Origin of the sequence: Paenibacillus mucilaginosus 3016, from assembly GCF_000250655.1 — a bacterium.
GTDB lineage: Bacteria > Bacillota > Bacilli > Paenibacillales > NBRC-103111 > Paenibacillus_G > Paenibacillus_G mucilaginosus.
The window spans coordinates 6,891,206-6,909,749 of sequence record NC_016935.1 but is presented as its reverse complement, the minus strand read 5'-3'; the positions used below and the strand labels follow the sequence as shown (position 1 = coordinate 6,909,749).

Sequence of the window (18,544 nt, the reverse complement as noted above, 5' to 3'; positions counted from 1 at the left end):
TGCAGGGAACCAAGCTTGGTTCTATTCTTGTATACACCTTGCCCTAAGGGCAAAGTCAACTCAGGATTATAAGGCTTCCTGTTCGGGAGGAAAAATAAATATAAAGATACAGTAAATTCCATGGAAAAGTGGAGGGGAAATGCGGCGGGTGTCGTCTAACACTTTAGCACACCCACCAAAGGAGCGTAGCAATGAACTTTTTAACTCATTTTTCGATGAAAAACGTAGCTGCGGTATTGATCATTATCGTGCTGCTGTTCGGCGGCGGCACTTATGCGGCAACGATGCTGAAGGCGGAACTCTACCCGGAGGTGTCGATTCCGTACGTCGTCGTCACCACCCAATATAATGCACCGCCGAAGGACATTCTCGACAGCATTACGAAGCCGCTGGAGAAAGCGGTGGCCGGTCTCGAGAAGATCAAGTCGCTCAAATCCGTGTCCGCTGACGGGTACTCCTCTCTGGAGATTGAGCTCGAGCACGGCAGCAACACCGATGACGCCAAGCGGGACGTCGAGGGACTGATCGCGAACGTCAAGCTTCCGAAGGGGGTCGAGAAGCCCAAGGTATCGACCTTCGGCATGTCGGCGATTCCCGAATACACCCTGGCCGTGTACGGAGAGAACGGCATGAACCAGCAGGAGCTCGACAAAATCTACAAGGACGTCATCCTGCCTGGCTTCAATTCGATCCAGGGGATCGACCATATCGACTCGATCGGGAACCAGGAAGCGGTGCTGGACCTGAAGCTGGACGGCAGTGCGATCAACGCATACGGCCTGACGCCGGCGGAGGTGTCCCGGCGCATCCAGTCGGCCATTCTGACGAGCCCGGTGGGCTCGGCCGACATTCAGGGCATCGACCAGATGGTGCGCGTGAAGAGCGACCTGAACTCGATCTACAGCCTGGAGAATATGAAAATCAAGACGTCGACGGGGGAGTCGCTGCTCCTCAAGAACCTCGTGAAGGTGGAGGCGGTCACGGAATCCAAGTTCTTCTCCCGGATGAACGGCCAGCCGGCGATCGGCGTCATCCTGTATAAGACGACGGGCACGAACTCGGTGGAGTTCACGGCGGAGGCGGATGCCCTGATCGCTTCCTGGAAGGCGAAGTACCCGAACATCGAATTCACCTCCGTCGAGAAGAACTCGGACACCGTCAAGGAATCCATCAACGGCATGGTCAAGGAAGGGGGGCTCGGCGCCATCCTCGCTTCCGTCATGATCCTCATTTTCCTGCGGAATGTCCGCATGACCTTCATCGTCCTGGTCTCGATCCCCTTATCGATCCTCGTGACGCTGCTGATCATGGCGCCGCTGGATATCTCGCTGAACATCATGACCCTCGGGGGCATGGCGATCGCGGTCGGCCGGGTGGTCGACGACAGTATCGTCGTCATCGAGAATATCTACAGCGAGCTGGTCAAAACGCACGAGCGCGGCGAATCGGTCATCCGTATGGCGACCGCCCAGGTGGCCTCGGCCATCACCTCGTCAACGCTGACGACGGTAGGCGTATTCGCGCCGATCGCCTTCGTCGGCGGACAGCTCGGCGACATGTTCCGCCCGTTCGCCATTACGCTGTCCGCCGCGCTGCTCTCGTCGCTGCTCGTGGCGGTCACCGTCATTCCGATGCTGGCGAAGCTGCTCGTGCTGCGTTCCAAGAACCTCAAGGTCCATGATGAAACCCATGTCGGCCCGATGGCCGGAGCCTACCTGCGGATGCTGAGATGGTCGCTGAAGCACCGCATCAAGACGATGCTCCTGGCGCTGCTCGTCTTCGTGGCGGCGATGGGCGGCACGGTTCCTTTCGTGCCGTTCGAGTTCATGCCGTCGAGCGATTCGGACCGGAAGATCTCGCTGTGGCTCAAGATGCCGCGGGAAACCTCGATCGGCTCGAACGATCAGAAGATGCTGGAGATCGAGGCGATGATGCGGGAAGCGAAGAACGCTGCCGGGCAGCCCGCCTTCACCTATGTCCAGTCGCTTATCGGCTACGGCGGGGGCAATGACCGGGTGGCTTACCGCAGCCAGATCAACGCCGAAGCCTCCGCGGGCACGAACGCCAAGTCGCTGCTTGAGGACATGAAGACCCAAGTGACGGCGATGCTGCCGCAGGGGTCGGAGGTGGGAGGAAGCATTGTCAGCGTAGGCGGCGGAGGAGGGGGAAGCGGAACCGACTTCTCTTATATGCTGCGCGGCGATGATGTGAACACGCTGATCCAGGGCGCGGAGATGGTGAAGGCGAAGATGAAGGAGATTCCGGAATTCCAGGATGTGAAGGACAGCCTGGAGGAGTCCAAGAAGGAAGTGGAGATTGCCGTCGACCAGAACAAAGCCCGGATGTACGACCTCTCCTCCGGAGAGATCATCGAGAACCTGTACTCCTGGCTGGGCGAAGAGGAGATCGGGGATCTCAAGTTCGACAACATCACGCTGACCACGAAGATCTCGCTCGATAACGACTTCAAGAATTCGGTAGAAAAGATCGGCTCGCTGCTCATCCCGACCCCGACAGGGCAGACCATCCGGCTGAACGAGGTGGCGAAGCTCCGCCAGACCGAAGGACCCGCTTCGATCCCGCGCGACAACCAGGAGCAGTACGTCCGGGTAACCGCGAAGATCGAGTCCAAGGATAAGGCGGGGGTTACCGCCAAAGCGACGGAGATGCTCGGCGCCCTGGAGCTGCCTCCGGGCGTGAATCCGGAAGTGAAGGGCGTCGCCGAAGATATCGACCGGGAATTCAAGAACATGTTCATGGCCATGGGGGCCTCCGTCTTCATCGTCTACCTGGTCATGGTCCTTGCGTTCGGGAATGCCAGCGCCCCGTTCGCGATTCTTTTCTCCCTGCCGCTTGCGGCGATCGGCGGGATGCTCGGGCTGCTGCTGACGGGCGAGTCGCTCAACCTGACGTCGCTCATCGGGTTCATGATGCTGATCGGGGTCGTCGTCACCAATGCGATCGTGCTGATCGACCGGGTGCAGCAGCTGCGGGAGGCGGGCATGCCGGTACGCGAAGCGCTCATCACGGCGGCTCACACCCGCCTGCGTCCGATCATCATGACCGCGGGAGCGACGGTCATCGCCCTGATGCCGCTGGCCCTCGGCCTGTCCAAGGGCACGATCATCTCCAAGGGCCTTGCCGTCGTCGTCATCGGCGGCCTCACGACCTCGACGCTGCTTACGCTGCTGGTCGTGCCGGTCGTGTATGAGATTATCGAGCGCGTCAAGGCGCGGGTGTTCCGGAAGAAAGAGGCTGCGGCCGGTGCGGCCAAGGTAACGCCGGCGGCGCAGCCTTAAGCCGGGGAGCGGTCAGGTGGGTACGGCTGCCGGGAGCAAGAGCCGCCGGGCTTTGCCGCCGACCTGCTCCATGGGGGAAGCACATAAAAACAGCAAGCGTGCGAAGGGGATTGTTCTTCGCGGCGCATGCTGTTTTTTTTGCTCAAGATCGATAGGGGTTCAAGTGGCTGTCATACCCCGGCAGCCGGGAAGGCAGTGGCAGTACGCCCGTGTCTTAGGAGGAGACCGGCGGCTTCAGAGGGGCGAAACCGGACGGCTTGATGTCATAGAAGGTGTACCCTCTGCAAGTAGAACACGTGCTGATATGACAGTCGAACAGCTCTTCCATCGCCTCGCCGCATTGGGTGCAGGACTTGGATGAATTAAGGCTAAAGGAAGGTTGATTTTCTTTGATACGAGGGTGCATAGGGATGGCCTCCTTGGTTTTTAGGAATATAATAGTACAGTTATTGGATTGAACATATTGTATTATATATTATATAAAAATACAACAAATAAATGAGTTTATGAGATGAATATTATAATACAGTGTCAGCAGACAAGCAGATTCAATTCCGGCCGAACGGGACAAGAGATGGGGGAGAAGCCGGAGCGGTCGCAGGTTTATAATGGAGGACAGAAGGCGTGGAGGAAAGGGAGATGGAGAAGAGATGAGGCAGATTACCGTATCGCAGGATGGGCAGGGGGATTACCGCAGCATTGGGGACGCCATCGAAGCGGTCCGCGTGCTTCCGCTGGAGCCGGTGACGATCTATGTGAAGAACGGGATCTATCGGGAGAAGCTCGTGGTGCCCGATAACAAGCCCGATATTACACTGATCGGGGAAAGTGCGGAGGGGACGGTCATCGCCTGGGGCGACTATGCGAAGATGACGGATGAGCGCGGCCGGGAGATTGCGACCTTCCGTACGGCCACGCTCAAAGTGGAGGCGGATGACTTCCGCATGGAAAACCTGACGGTACAGAATACCGCAGGGTACGGGCCGGAGATCGGCCAGGCGGTTGCCCTGTACACGGCTGGCGACCGGCAGGTGTACCGGAGGGTCCGTCTGATCGGCCACCAGGATACGCTCTATACGAGCCGGGGGCGGCAGTATTTTGAGGACTGCTACATCGAGGGGCATGTCGATTATATATTCGGCTCGGCGACGGTCTTCTTCGAGTCGTGTGAGATCCACAGCCTGCGCGCAGGCTATGTCACCGCGGCTTCAACGGCAGAGCGCACCGAGCTTGGCTATGTGTTCCGCGGCTGCAGACTGACCGGCGCTGCCGAAGAAGCCTCCGTCTACCTGGGCCGGCCGTGGCGCCCTGCGGCGCATACGGTCTTCATCGATACCTGGATGGGGCCGCATATTCATCCGGCCGGATGGGACAACTGGAGCAATCCGGACAATGAGCGGACCTCCCGCTATGGGGAGTACGGCAGCACCGGACCGGGAGCGGCTCCAGCAGCGCGGGTGCCCTGGGCCGCAGCCCTGCCGGAGGCGCAGGCGCGGGCGCTTGATGTGCAGCGCGTGCTGGGCGGGCACGACGGGTGGAACCCGGCGGCGGCGCAGGAGTCGCGGCAGTAAGCAGGAGCGGCGTGTTGGGTGTGCGCGGCGGGTAGAACCCGGTGGCGGAGCAAGAGGGGCAGCAGGCGGGAGCGGTGTGCTGCGTGCGCGCTGGGTGTGCACGGTGGGCACGACGGGTGGAACCCGGCGGCGGTGCAGGAGTCGCGGCAGTAAGAAGGAGCGGCGTGCTGCGGGCGTGTTGGGTGTTCACTGTGGGCACGACAGGTGGAGGCCCGGCAGCGGCAGAGGTGCGGCAGTGGACTGCGCGGAACTGCCAGAAGGGGAGCTGGATGTCACGGTACCTTTGCAGCATCCCGAACCTTCGTTCTTTGCCGGAGTACAACCGTGCAGCGCATGGGCAGCAGCCTCCTTGGCGACGCAGCGAGAAATAAAGGAACTGAGGTTCGTTATTTGCTCATAATTCATGCGCCTAAGCAAGATAGAGGAACTCAGATGCGCTATTCGCCGGAATCGGGACTCGATTCCAAGTCAAGGGGCCAGATAAGGCATCTGAGTTCCGTTATTTGCTGCGGGGCGGTGGAAAATAGGCAAATAACGCATCGTAGTTCCTCTATTCGGATGGGCGCCGATCGAGTTCCTTCAAACATCGGCCTCAGACTCCCCGCCTCGGCATGAAGAAGCCCCTCATTCCAGTGAATCGGAATGAGGGGCTTTTTTGGCATGCGTCCGGACCGGCGTCCCGGCGGTCAGCTCAGCGGACCCGCCGCCTGCGCCCCGCCCGGCTGCCGCACGCGCTGCTCCCGCTCCGCGAGAGCCCGGGCGGCCAGCCCCGCGATGACGATATCGTCCATCGGCGGGTTGTGCAGCCCGGCGCGGACGTCGCGGTAGAGCCGCTCGAGCGGGCAGCGGCGCGAGAGGCTGGCTCCGCCGACGATCCGCATCGCCAGGTCGACGATCCGCTGCGCGGCGTTCACGGCCGTGTACTTGGCGAGCGCGATTTCGCCCTTCATCGAAAGCCGCCCGTCCGGATCGGCGTCCCAGCGGTCGGCGGCCGTGTAGAGAAGCGTGCGCGCGGTCATCCATTCGGCCTCCATCTCTCCGATCTGGCGCCGGATATGCGGCAGCTCGGAGATCGGCCCGTTCAGGCTGTTCGGAGCATAGGTGAGCGCATAATCCAGCGCCCAGTCCCGGGCCGCCCAGGCGATCCCGAGATAGCAGGCCGGAATATGGAGGAGCCAGCCGGTGTCTTCTTCCGCCGGATGCCTCACCCCGGACGTGAGGCGGATCACTTCGTCGTCCGGGACGAAGGCTCCCTCGAGGACCACATCGTGACTGCCGGTGGCCCGCATGCCGAGCGTGTTCCATGTCTCTTCCACCCGTACGGCGGCCGTGCGGCGTACGAAAAATTCGCCCGTGTCCTCCGTGCCCTCCACCGCAGCCGTCACGGTAAACTGCTGGAGGATGGGGCTTAACGTGCTGAACGTTTTGCGCCCGTGAAGGAGCCAGCCGCCATCGGTCCGTCTCGCCGTGGTAGCGGGTCTGCCTCCGCGGCTCGGCGACCCGGTCGACGGCTCCGTCGCCAGCAGGTTGGTGAGCGCGCCGTGCTCGACCACCTCCCGGCAGAAGGAGGCGAACAGCGCTTCGGGCCAGGACCCCGTATAGCGCAGATGAAACAGCTGGACGAGATGCCAGCCGACCGCCAGCGCCGTGGAGCCGTCTCCCCGGGCCAGCCTCTCCTGGCCGAGCACCAGCTCATACAAGGAAGCTTCCTCGCCGCCGAATTCCCTGGGCACCGTAAGGGCGAGATACCCGTCCGCCCGGAGATCGGCGAAGTTATCGAAAGGGAAGCTCCCTTCCTCGTCATGCTTCGGCGCCCGCTCCGCGAATACAGCCGCCAAGCGCTCCGATCTTGAGGCGATCGCCGCCTCCCTCTCGCTGCGGACCCACCGGTCCGGCCAGCCGTTCTGTCCCTGAATCATCCCTGCGGCCCCCCGCCTGAAGAATCGGTCCCCTTGGAGGGGCCGACACCGTTTTGCCTACCATTTTACCATAACTTGAAGAGAAGCGGCGGTGCAGGCCCGGATCCCGTCTGCTTGTTTATCTTGGCCGATCTTGGGGTAATAACTCTGAAAAAAAGGTAAGGGCGGGGATCATTGCATGGAGCCTTCACATGAAACACAGCAGCAGCCTAAGAAAAAAGCGTCTCCTTTCAAAATCATCCTGCTGCTGCTCGGATCGGTGCTTGCTGTTGTCGGATTGGGCGGACTTGGCTGGGGGATTCAGACTTACCGCCAGATGTATGCAGGTACGGACATTTCGCTGCTGGACAAGGAGCCGGCCCGTTCGACCTTTTTCTATGACCGCAGCGGCGCGGTGATCACCGAGCTGACGAATGCCAGAATGGAATATATGCTGCTGAACCATTTTCCGAAAATCATGCTCGATGCGGTGACGGCTGTCGAGGATGCGCGGTTCTACGAGCATCACGGGCTCGATTACCAGGGGATTGCGCGCGCGTTCTACCAGAACCTGAAGTCCGGGTATACGGTGGAGGGCGGCAGCACGATCACCCAGCAGCTGGCCAAAACGATGCTGCTCACCCCGGAGCAGACGTACCGGAGGAAGCTGAAGGAGGCTGTAGCCTCACTGAAAATCGAAGATACATACAGCAAGGACCAAATTCTCGAAAAGTATCTTAACTACATTTATTTCGGGGAAGGGGCGTGGGGGCTGCAGCGTGCGGCCGAGACCTATTTCGGCAAGGATGCTTCCCAGCTGACCCTCGCGGAGAGCGCGCTGCTTGCCGGCATTCCGAAGTCTCCGACGAATTATTCGCCCGTGAAGAAGCCCGAAGCGTCTAAGGAGAGGCGCAATCTGGTGCTGTCGCTGATGGCCGAGCAGGGGAGAATCACGCCGGCACAGCGGGATGAGGCGATGAAAGAAGAGATCCGGTTGGCTGCTCCCGCCGCCCAGCAGACCGCCAAGATTTATCCCTCCTATATCGATCATGTGATTAACGAAGCCTCCCAGAAGTATGGACTGACCGAGCAGCAGATTTTGTCTTCCGGCCTCCACATCCATACGAACCTCGATCCTAAGGTGCAACAAGCGGCGGAAGAGGTGTACCGGAACCCTGACTTTTTCCCCGAGGACAAAGGGGGGCTGCAGAGCGGGATTGTGCTCATGGAACCGCAGACGGGCGCGGTGCTGGGCATCGTGGGCTCCCGCAACCCGGACCCGAAGTTCCGGGAGTTCAACTACGCCACACAGAATGAACGCCAGCCGGGATCGACCCTCAAGCCGCTGCTTGTCTATGCTCCCGCCTTGGCTGCGGGGTTTGGGCCGAGGGACCAGATCTACGATACCGAGACGGATTTTGGAGGCGGGTATACCCCGATGAACTACCGCAAGCAGTTCCACGGCTGGGTTACGCTGGAGGAGGCGCTGGTCGAATCGTACAATATTCCGGCCGTCGCCCTGCTGAAGGAGATCGGGATCGACCAGGGGCTCGAGTTCGGCCGGAAGGCCGGACTGCCGCTGCAGGAAGCGGACCGTACGCTCGGGATTGCGCTGGGCGGGATGAGTAAAGGAACCTCCCCGCTGCAGATGGCGCAGGCTTATACCATGTTTGCCAACAACGGCAATCTGGCTAAGGCGTATGCGATCCGCAAGATCACGGATGCCCAGGGCAACCTGGTCGGCCGGGAAACGCAGCCGGTGCTCGAGCCGATGCTGGAGCCGGGGGCGGCTTACACGATGACGAAGATGCTCGAGAAGGTCGTCACGGAAGGGACCGGGCGCAGTGCGAGGATGGACAGGCCGGTGGCCGGCAAGACAGGGACGACCCAACTGCCGGATACGCCGGAATTCAAGGACCGCTGGGGCAACCAGATCGACGGGTCCAAGGATGCCTGGTTCGTCGGCTATACGCCGGAGCTCGTGGCGGCTGTGTGGCTCGGCTACGAGAAGACGAACAAGGACCACTACCTGACCACGACGGGGGGCAAATATCCGGCATCCTTGTTCAAGGAGGTCGTGAGCCGAGCGCTGAAGGATGTTCCGGTGACGGCTTTCTCCAGGCCGGAAAAGTACCGCGCCTACGCCGGAGGCCGCAAGCGGATTAACGGCGAGAACGCGCCGAAGTATGCCGAGCGGACCGGGGAGAGCGGGACGGCCAAGGCCGCCGGGACGCCGGCGGCTCCGGCAGCGGCTCCCGCGCCGCAGGAGGCCGCGGCTGCGGCTGCGGCCGGTGCGCAGGCCCAGACGCCTGAGGCGGCGGGGGCCAAAGGCGAAGCCCGGCCGGCGGCCGCAGGCGGTGCGGCGAAGGAGCCGGCCGGCGGCCAGCCGGGGGCGGAAGGGACTGCCGCTGCCAAGGAGGGGGCGGCAGCCGGGGGCGCTTCGCCTCCGGCCGGCGGGGACACGGCCGCGGGTGCAGGCGCCGACGGCACGGGCGCCGACGGCACGGGCGCCGGCGAGGCCGGGCCGGCTGCCGGGACGGGCGGCGGCACGGCGGAGGGCACCGCGCCTCCAGCCGGCAGCGGCAGCACCGCCGGAAGCGAGCCGCCGCCGCAGACGGCCGGCGGCGGTACCGGAGCCGGCAGCAGCACGCAGCCGGGCGGTGACGAAGCGGATGCGCCGGCGCCGGAGGCAGCCGCAGGCACGGCGGCAGGTACCGGCACGGGCGCGACACCGTAGCGGATTTTTGTTCCATCTCAGCTGTTAGATAGATCGCCAGCTTCGAGCAGGCGGTCTATTTCAATTTTTGAATTTTTTGTAAAAGTTGTGGCGGAAATCAAAACACTTGCCGATATAAGGAAGATATTAGGAAAAACCCTGTTTCATGGTTTGATCATCGCAAAAAGGCTGTGCTAGTCTTATAAAAAAAACAGGCCGAATCCAGTTCAGCAAAAGATCTGGTACGGGGGATTCTTTACTTGGGGTGAATGTTCGTCTTATCGAACTAGGGAGCAGCCTCTTCCGAATCCGTCAACTAACCTCGGAGGCCGCAGGAGGAATTCAGGTTGAATCGTAGTTTTTTACCGCAAGCTTGTTTTGTCGTGCGCTTTTTCAGCTGCAGGCGTGCTGGGGATGCTTCATGCCCAGACGGCCGAAGCGGCCGCCAATGTCAAAGTTCAAATTAACGACTCGCTCGTCCCCTTCCCGGAGGCCCAGCCATTCATCGATGACGCCAACCAGATGCAGATTCCGCTGCGTGCGCTGACGGAGAAGCTCGGTTATCAGATCGGGTGGGAAAAAGATGGGGAGATCGTCAAAGTCACCCTTACGAACAACAAACAAACGATTGCCCTCCAGACGGGCAGCAGTAAGGCTGAAGTGGACGGCAAATCCGTCCGGCTCGAATCGCCGGTCCAATTCTTGAACGGCAGCGTGTACCTGCCTCTGCGTTTCGTCTCCGAAACTTTCGGCTACCGCATCCAGTGGGATGCCGCTAACCGCATCGCCATCATTAACCAGGACGGCCAGTATCATGCCCCGGCCTGGTACAAGCCGCAGATAGCGGCCCAAAGCCAGGCACAGCCGGCGCAGCAAACGCAGTCTCTGCAATCGTCCATCATCCAAACGGCCTACAAATATTTGGGCACGCCTTATGTGTGGGGCGGCAGCTCGCCCGGCGGCTTTGACTGCTCCGGATATGTAAGCTACGTCTTTGCACAGTTCGGCACCCAGCTTCCGCGCACCTCGCTCGAGATGTACCAATCGGCCGGCACGGCAGTGACAGACCTGCAGACAGGCGATCTGGTCTTCTTTGCAGAGAGCGGACGAGTATCGCATGTAGGCATCTATGTGGGCAACGGTCAGTTTATTTCCGCAGCGAGCTCCTCGGGCGTCTCCGTAGCCAGCATCACCACGGGCTATTGGGGCAAAAGGTACGTGGGAGCGAAGCGCGTGTAGTTTCATTGGTTGAAGCACTTATATCTATAATTTCATTTGCCTGGACACCAGGAGAGGACTCGCCGCAGGCGGGTCCTTTTTTGTCAGCAGGGGCTTGTGAAATTCCCCGGATCATCAAGCAAAGATTTCGGCTGCAGCTGAAAAATGAGCAGACTGCGCGGCAGCTGCTCATCTTTTTTTATGTAAGGCTATGTAATTGGTCCCCACGGACTGGAACCTATGTAAATAAAACGCGGAACCAGCAAATCACCGGTACGATCAATTCAGTGTGCACCCAGCGGATTGGCGGAAGCAGAAGCCGAGTCCCTACCCGGCGGGCCGGGAGATAGACGGCGTGCATCCAAAGCCAGGTGATTCCCCGGAACAGCCATTTGGCCGCCTTTTCACTGAACAACAGCACAGGAATCAGGACATGCCGGTACAGCGGGGCAAGGACAACGATCCAGACGAACTTAAGAACATAATGAACGATAAAGTAGAAGACCGGAAACACGATGCCGGCCCACAGGAAGATGAGGAACGGCACCAGTACACGATCCCACATGAAACGGAGGAAGGGGGCAAGCAGCTCCACGTAGATCCACCGGGCCGGGTAAAGCAGGGCATACCGCCATAACGGGGACAGCACATAGTTTTCGATAAAGACCGTTGCCGGCACGACGATATGTCTCCAGGTCCGGGCCAGCGGCGGAGCCAGCACCCTCTTCCAGACGAACCGGAGCAGACTAACGAACAGGTGGACTGGAAAATAAAACAGAAACGCAATGCCGCGCAGTATGAATTTGAATCCGGTGGCAAGGGATTCCATGATGCGCACTTCCTTTCTTCAGCAGCAGCTTGGGAGTATGTACCAATATACTCCCAAATCATTCCTTAGGTTTCGTTTTTTGCCGAAAAAGGTCTATTCCTGTTTCCAATCGAACGATTGTAATCCAATCTAACAAATTTCCATGTTCTCAACCCATAATTCCATTAATGGCACAGGGCCTATCAAGTACACTACCTGTGCAGGGATAAGGGATGAGGGGGAACACCGGGATGGATAAATATATCATCGGGATCGACTTGGGCGGGACGAATATCAAATCGGCTGTTTTTACTTCGGAGTTCGAACCGATTCTCGAACGAAGTGATTCTACAGACGCCGGGTTGGGACCGGCTCATGTGCTGGGTAAAATCAAAATCATCATTAAAACGATGCTGCTGGAGTCGGGGATCGATCGGCACTCGGTGCTGTGCATGGGAATGGGGATTCCGGGCCTGCTAGATCCGAGAGAGGGAATATCCATCTTTTCACCGAATTTCCCGCATTGGGAGAACATCCATGTGGTGAAGGAGATGCAGCGCGAGTTCCCGTTTCCGGTATTTATCGATAATGATGTCCGGCTCAATCTCTACGGGGAATGGCTGCACGGGGCTGGGGTCGGCCGCAGGAACATCGTCCTGCTGACACTTGGGACGGGGCTGGGTTCGGGCATCTTGGCTGACGGAAGAGTGCTGTACGGCCAAACTTCATCAGCCGGGGAGATCGGCCATATGAACATGGTCCGGGAGGGCCGTCCGTGCCGCTGCGGCAGCTCGGGCTGTCTTGGCAGGTATGTCTCCGCCACAGGCATGGTCAGGACGTTCACGGAGGAGCTTGATCAAGGCAGGGAGAGTCTTATCCGCAGCTGGGTAAAAAACGATTCCCAGCAAATCACTGCGAAAATGATTTCCGATGCGTACGATCTGGGAGATCCATTGGCCATCGAGGTGATGCATGAGACGGGCAGACTGCTTGGTTTTGGGCTTGCAACCTTCATCAACCTTTTGAATCCCGAACTCGTCATTATTGGCGGGGGGATGTCAGCTGCGGGGGATCGACTGCTCGGTACGGTCCGCGATACCATTCGGAAGCATGCGTTAAAGCTTTCGTCTGAAGCGTGTCAGGTGGTCCAGGCTGCATTGGGCGGCAGATCCGGGATGCTGGGTGCCGCCGTTTATGCCGCAAGGAGGGTAGAGGGCAAGTGGTAAGGAAAGGGCAGGTATAAAGTGAACTTGATCATATTAGCCTATCTATTTTGCTTACGTTTACTATGCGTTATCAGTTTAGTATAAACCGCTATTGCTGAGACTAGAACGCTAAGGATGAGCAGCCTATTGTTTAATGAGGTTACCGAGGGCGTGCTGGCCCGCATACCCGGTCCTATACTGGGATCTCCAAAGAGAATAATGAGCACAAGAAAAAGGATTGCGGCTAGTAGAAAAGTTGGAATGAATCCAATAAAAAATATTCTCATAGAAAATCCCCTTTTCCATGAAGTCTGAAGTGCAGATCAGCATCTAACGCTTTAAGCATAGCCTGCTGCTTGCCGAGTTGAACAGTACTAGAATACACTAGTACCATGACGACGAAGGGGAGGAATTCTATGAGCTATGAACTCCATATAACAAGAGCATCTCATTGGGCGGACAGCAAGCAGCAGCCGATTTTACTGGATGAGCTTAAGACGTATTTTTCTACTCAAAGCGACTTTCGATATTCAGATGAGGTTACCGTAACAGGGCCTTTCACTGTCACCTTGAAAGGAGACTTCTTTATCTGGAGAACCGAGGATCAGGAGATCCCGTTCATGTATTCCAGAGGCAAACTTTCCTGCTCTTATGGCGAGGATGAAGTGATCATGAAAATGAAGTCCATTGCGGCAGAACTCCATGCTATCGTGCAGGGAGATGAAGGTGAAATGTATTAAGCGCACGAGCGAAGCCCCTTAACCGGATAAGGAAATTCTGCTCTGCGGGTTCCACAAGGATAGGGAAAATATATCTATAACATACGAATATATATTCGTGTAGCAAGACGATACAGATTCCGGGCTGTCCCCTATCCATCGATGATGAACAGGGGGCGGCTTTTTGGCGTATGTGTATGGCGCTGGAGCCGTCTTTCCCTCTTAATTTTATAACAAAATTCCCCCCATTCTCCGGAGATCGGATATAATGGGATATAAAAAATTCACTAGAATATACCGCAGTTCGGGGGAGGCGCTCAGCATGAAAAAGCCCATGATCGGAGTATTGCCGTTATACGATGAGGAAAAAGAGAGCTATTGGATGCTGCCAGGCTACATGAAAGGCATTGAGGCTGCAGGGGGAATTCCTGTCATGCTTCCTTTGACGGCAGATCCGGAAGTCATTACGGCGATGGCCCATACGTTTGACGGGTTTCTTTTTACAGGGGGGCATGATGTGCATCCCGAGCTGTACGGAGAGCGGGTCGAGCCGGTCTGCGGCGAGCCGTGCAGGGAGCGGGATGAAATGGAGAGAATGCTGTTCCGGGAAGTCACGGCAATGGACAAGCCCGCTTTCGGCATCTGCCGGGAACTGCAGTTGTTCAATGCCTTGCTCGGCGGCACGCTCTATCAGGATATTCCGACGCAGTTCGGATCGGACATCCAGGTCAATCACCAGCAGCAGCCGCCCTACGATCAACCGGTCCATAGAGTATACATAGAAAAGGGAGACCCGCTTCACGAGATGCTTCAAACGGACTCCATGGAAGTGAACAGCTACCACCATCAGGGCATCAAGCAGTTGTCCTCCCAATTGGTTGCCGCAGCGAAAGCGGAGGACGGCATGATCGAAGCGGTGAGGATGCCGGACAAGAAGTTTGTCTTGGCCGTGCAGTGGCATCCGGAATTCAGCTATACTTCGGACCCGTATAACTTCAGATTGTTCGAGGAATTCGTGAGCAGCTGTAAGAGTTAAGAGAGGCCATGCGTCGTCACGGCTGATTAGAGCCTGTCCGCTTGCGGGTAATGTCATTACGTCCAAGCAAAAATGGCAGGGGAACCCAACCGTGAAGGAGAGATAACCATGGCAAAGCACGTTCGGCTGGAACCAAAAGCGCAGAAGTTCGCAGAGGATACGGCGAAGCCTCCGTATTTGTTTGATCTCGGGCCCGAGAAGGGACGGGCCAAGGTGGACGAGGTGCAGTCCGGCGAAGTCACGAAGCTGCCGGTCGATATCGAAGAGCGGACGATCGAAGGGGGACCCGGCGGTACGGTGTCCGTGAATATCCTGAGGCCGGTGAACGCGCCTGAGCAGCTGCCGGTCATCGTGTACATTCACGGAGCCGGCTGGGTGTTCGGCAATGCCCACACGCATGACCGGCTGATCCGTGAGCTGGCGGTCGGCGCCCAGGCCGCCGTCGTGTTCCCGAACTACAGCCTGTCGCCGGAAGCGAAGTATCCTACGGCGATCGAGGAGGTCTATGCCGTCGTCGACTGGGTGGCGAAGAACGGGCGCGATCTGGGCCTTGACCCCAACCGACTGGCGTGGGGGGCGACAGCGTAGGAGGCAACATGACGGCCGCCGTGACCCTGATGGCCAAGGAGCGCGGAGGCCCGGCGATCCGCCAGCAGCTGCTGTTCTACCCCGTCACCGATGCCTCGTTCGATACGGAGTCGTACCGCGAATTCGCCGAGGGCTACTTCCTACGCCGGGATGCGATGCAGTGGTTCTGGGACCAGTATACGGAAAGCGAAGCGCAGCGCGCCGAGATTACGGCGTCCCCGCTGCGCGCGACCACCGAGCAGCTGGAGGGCCTGCCTCCCGCGCTGGTCATTACGGCGGAGGCCGATGTGCTGCGCGACGAAGGCGAAGCCTATGCGAACAAGCTGCGCGAAGCCGGTGTGCGCGTCACGGCCGCCCGCTTCCAGGGCACGATCCATGACTTCGTCATGCTGAACGCCCTGGCGGACACCGCGGCTGCCCGCGGAGCGATCGCCCTTGCGACAGCCTGGCTCCGCGAAGGGCTGGGGGAGAAGATGGGCGAGCAGTGAGACTCTGCCGCGCCCTTCTCTGGAAGTAGCGCACTCACCCGGACAGACACAAAAAACCGCAGCCTCTCTCGGAAGAGAAGGGGCTGCGGTTTTTGTCGTTCTACTGATAGCTGCGGCCCAGGAAAGCCTTTGTCCGCTCGTGCTGCGGGCTGCCGAAGAGCTGCTCGGGCGGGCCGGACTCGATGATCTCGCCGTTGTCCATGAAGAGGACGCGGCTGGCGACCTCCCGGGCGAAGCCCATCTCGTGCGTGACGACGATCATCGTCATGTGCTCCTCAGCGAGGCTCTTCATGACCTGGAGCACTTCGCCCGTGAGCTCGGGGTCGAGGGCCGAGGTCGGCTCGTCGAACAGCAGGATCTCCGGGTTCATCATCAGCGCGCGGGCGATGGCGACGCGCTGCTTCTGGCCGCCGGAGAGCTTGGCCGGGTAGGCCGCGGCGCGGCCGGTGAGGCCCACCTTCTCGAGCAGCTCGCTGCTGCGCCGGCGCAGGGCCTCGGAAGACTCGCCCTTCACCAGACGCGGGGCGAGCTCGAGGTTCTCCTGCACGGTCAGGTGCGGGAAGAGGTTGAAGTGCTGGAACACCATGCCCATCTTGGCGGTGATCCGCTTGATCTCCTGCGGCTTCGAGTAGACGCCGTCCCGGACGAGATCCTCGCCGGCTACACGGATCGTGCCGCCGTTGACCTCCTCCAGGTGCACTAGCGAGCGCAGCATCGTGCTCTTGCCGGAGCCGGAGGGACCGATAACCGCAACGACATCGTTCTTGCTGACGTCGAAGGTGATTCTCTTCAGCACGTCGAGCGTGCCGTATGATTTTTTGAGGCCGGATACTTCAATGATAGCCACGTGCGCCATTCCTTTTATTCAAATTTGAAACGCTGCTCCAGCCACTTGAAGAAGGCGGTCAGGGCAAGCGTCATGATCAGATAGATCACGCCGGCGAAGAAGAACGGAACGATCGTAAAGTCGCGGTTGACCACCGTCTGGGCGTAGTGCAGCAGCTCCGGAACGGCGACGGCGTAGAGCAGGGCCGTATCCTTGACGAGCGTGATCGATTCGTTCGATACCGAGGGCAGCGCAACACGGAACATCTGCGGCAGAATGATACGCGTCGTCGTCTGCCATTTGCTTAAGCCCAGCACCTGCGAGGCTTCATACTGGCCCTTGTCGATGGCGAGCAGGCCGCCGCGGAAGATCTCGGCGAAGTAAGCCGCGTAGTTCAGGATGAAGCCGAGGCACGCTGCGGCAAAACGGTCGAGCACCAGGAATTCGCCGATCCCGGGAATCATCGGGAGCCCGAAGCAGATGAAGAGCAGCTGCAGCAGCAGCGGCGTGCCGCGCATGACATAGATGTAGCTGTGGGCAAGCCAGGATATCGGCTTGATGCTGCTTTTGACAGCGAGAGTGAGTACGAAGCCCAGCGGGATGGAAGCGGCGATGGCGATGAGGAAGAGCAGCACCGTCATCTGCGCCCCTTCGAGCATGGGCTTGATCATCGAGATATAATCTCCTGCGGACATGAAAGAATTCCCCCAAAACGCAAAACCGGATTTCCGGGAAGAAATCCGTTCTGCGGAACTTGATTCAATTACGGTCCTACTTCAGGACCTTGTCTTCGCCGAACCACTTCTGCGAAATCTTGGCGGCCGTACCGTCCTGGTTCAGCTCGTCGAGCGCCTTCTGCAGCTTCTGAAGCAGCTCTTCGTTGCCTTTCTTCACGCCTACGCCGTACTCTTCCGGAGCGAGGGATTCGCTCATCAGCTTGAACGTATCCTTCTCCTTCGCCATGTAGTACTTCACGACGACTTCGTCGATGACGACTGCATCCACGCGGCCGATCTTGAGGTCGCTGAGGGCGAGAACGTTGTCCGCATATTCGGTGACCGTCTTGATCTTCGACTTCACCGGGCTGGCATTGAGCGCGTCTGCTGCCGAAGAGAGGGACTGCAGACCGACGGTCTTGCCTTCGAGTTCATCCAGCTTCGACAGGTTCGACTTCGCCAGCGTGACCACGACCTGGGCGTTCTTCAGGTAAGGCTTCGTGAAAAGAACCTTGCCTTTGCGCTCCTCGGTGATCGTGTACCCGTTCCAGATCAGGTCGATCCGTCCGCTGTTCAGCTCGGATTCCTTCGTCTTCCAGTCGATCGGCTGGAATTCCACCTCCGTGCCCATCTTCTCGGCCGCCGCTTTCGCGTAGTCGATATCGAATCCGACAATCTCGTTCTTCTCATCGCGGAAGCCCATCGGAGCGAACTTGTCATCGATGCCGACCACAAGCTTCTTGTCCCCGCCTGCGGCACCGGTGTCCCCCGAGCATCCGGTCAGAATGGTGAAAGCGGCTGTTAATACGAGTCCTATGGCTGCCAAACGTTTCTTCACAACAAAAACCACCTTTTATGAATTGTCCTGTTGAACGTTGCTTTAGTGCGTTACCACTTTATCAAGAATCCCATAATATCATAATCTAGCAAATTGTGTCGAGGCTCCCGCAAAAAGAAAAATAATTCCAAATAGAATGGCACCTCGCGGGAGGCCGGTCTGGATAGAAAAGGAAAGGGGGCGGCAGGGCAGGATCTCATGAAAGTACGCTGGTTAATTGCAGAGGCCTTGGGATCGGCCGCCGAAGGCTGCGCAATAATGGAAAAAAAGAAAGCGCCTCCGTGCCCCCACAAACCTGCAGGGTGCCCCGTATCTTGTAGTACCAGATCAAATTGGAGAGAAGACAAGCTTCATAGAGTTAGGCTAACTTGACTGCCAAACAAGACAGCGAGCCAAGGGGGAGAACAGGACATGACAGTCCATGATTTGCGGCAGAGAATACAGTACATGCAGTATCTCGGTTTCGACGAAGCGAAGAAAATGTGGGTGTACACCTACCGGGAGAAGTATAAGCACAGAGGCGTGTTCGGGCTGGTATCCGGCAAGGAGAAGGTCGTTGTGCTGCCCTCGCTGCATGGCTTGAATCTCAAGAAGGCGTTCTAAAGTATGGTAAAAAGG

13 protein-coding genes, 1 pseudogene and 1 riboswitch are annotated in these 18,544 nt (G+C 58.7%); of the genes and pseudogenes, 9 read left to right on the top strand and 5 right to left on the bottom strand.

All coding sequences use genetic code 11. The annotated features are described in order from the left end of the window. Positions 1–191: 191 nt before the first annotated feature. Entirely contained in the window at positions 192–3,299 is a 3,108-nt protein-coding gene (locus PM3016_RS28500) for an efflux RND transporter permease subunit (protein WP_014371832.1), read from the top strand. 650 nt (positions 3,300–3,949) lie between these two features. Beyond that, entirely contained in the window at positions 3,950–4,870 is a 921-nt protein-coding gene (locus tag PM3016_RS28490; protein WP_014371830.1) for a pectinesterase family protein, read from the top strand. 686 nt (positions 4,871–5,556) lie between these two features. On the opposite strand, the gene PM3016_RS28485 is transcribed toward PM3016_RS28490, so the two are convergent. Next, complete coding sequence (locus PM3016_RS28485; RefSeq protein WP_014371829.1) at positions 5,557–6,789, bottom strand: acyl-CoA dehydrogenase family protein; 1,233 nt, start codon at positions 6,787–6,789, stop codon at positions 5,557–5,559. A gap of 178 nt (positions 6,790–6,967) precedes the next feature. Here PM3016_RS28485 and PM3016_RS28480 point away from each other — a divergent pair, with 178 nt between their 5' ends. Then, positions 6,968–9,505 (top strand): transglycosylase domain-containing protein, encoded by a 2,538-nt coding sequence (locus PM3016_RS28480; RefSeq protein ID WP_014371828.1) that lies wholly within the window; start codon positions 6,968–6,970, stop codon positions 9,503–9,505. A 183-nt stretch (positions 9,506–9,688) separates the two neighbouring features. Further along, positions 9,689–9,830: riboswitch (cyclic di-AMP (ydaO/yuaA leader) on the top strand. A gap of 68 nt (positions 9,831–9,898) precedes the next feature. Then, entirely contained in the window at positions 9,899–10,723 is an 825-nt protein-coding gene (locus PM3016_RS28475; protein WP_014371827.1) for a C40 family peptidase, read from the top strand. A 217-nt stretch (positions 10,724–10,940) separates the two neighbouring features. On the opposite strand, the gene PM3016_RS28470 is transcribed toward PM3016_RS28475, so the two are convergent. Continuing rightward, positions 10,941–11,531 (bottom strand): hypothetical protein, encoded by a 591-nt coding sequence (locus PM3016_RS28470; RefSeq protein WP_014371826.1) that lies wholly within the window; start codon positions 11,529–11,531, stop codon positions 10,941–10,943. 230 nt (positions 11,532–11,761) lie between these two features. Between PM3016_RS28470 and PM3016_RS28465 the strand changes: the two genes are divergently transcribed. The 4 genes and pseudogenes from PM3016_RS28465 to PM3016_RS28450 all read left to right on the top strand — a co-directional run bounded on the left by PM3016_RS28465 (position 11,762) and on the right by PM3016_RS28450 (position 15,546). Beyond that, entirely contained in the window at positions 11,762–12,736 is a 975-nt protein-coding gene (locus PM3016_RS28465; RefSeq protein ID WP_014371825.1) for an ROK family protein, read from the top strand. A 395-nt stretch (positions 12,737–13,131) separates the two neighbouring features. Beyond that, positions 13,132–13,455 (top strand): hypothetical protein, encoded by a 324-nt coding sequence (locus PM3016_RS28460; protein ID WP_014371824.1) that lies wholly within the window; start codon positions 13,132–13,134, stop codon positions 13,453–13,455. 301 nt (positions 13,456–13,756) lie between these two features. Next, entirely contained in the window at positions 13,757–14,470 is a 714-nt protein-coding gene (locus PM3016_RS28455) for a gamma-glutamyl-gamma-aminobutyrate hydrolase family protein (RefSeq protein ID WP_014371823.1), read from the top strand. Positions 14,471–14,578: 108 nt separating this feature from the next. After that, positions 14,579–15,546 (top strand): annotated as a pseudogene (locus PM3016_RS28450) (alpha/beta hydrolase). 100 nt (positions 15,547–15,646) lie between these two features. Here the strand turns inward: PM3016_RS28450 and PM3016_RS28445 are convergent. The 3 genes from PM3016_RS28445 to PM3016_RS28435 form a co-directional block, all read right to left on the bottom strand. Next, the gene (locus PM3016_RS28445) at positions 15,647–16,393 is read right to left on the bottom strand and encodes an amino acid ABC transporter ATP-binding protein (protein ID WP_013919878.1); all 747 of its coding nucleotides are present in this window, start codon (positions 16,391–16,393) and stop codon (positions 15,647–15,649) included. A gap of 14 nt (positions 16,394–16,407) precedes the next feature. After that, positions 16,408–17,067 (bottom strand): amino acid ABC transporter permease, encoded by a 660-nt coding sequence (locus PM3016_RS28440; protein WP_013919877.1) that lies wholly within the window; start codon positions 17,065–17,067, stop codon positions 16,408–16,410. Positions 17,068–17,143: 76 nt separating this feature from the next. Further along, positions 17,144–17,926, bottom strand: coding sequence for an amino acid ABC transporter substrate-binding protein (locus tag PM3016_RS28435; protein WP_013919876.1), 783 nt, complete (start codon positions 17,924–17,926; stop codon positions 17,144–17,146). Between the two features lie 411 nt (positions 17,927–18,337). Here PM3016_RS28435 and PM3016_RS28430 point away from each other — a divergent pair, with 411 nt between their 5' ends. Next, positions 18,338–18,529 carry a hypothetical protein gene (locus PM3016_RS28430; RefSeq protein WP_014371821.1) on the top strand — a complete coding sequence of 64 codons (192 nt, stop codon included), beginning with the start codon at positions 18,338–18,340 and terminating at the stop codon, positions 18,527–18,529. The last annotated feature ends 15 nt before the right edge of the window (positions 18,530–18,544 follow it).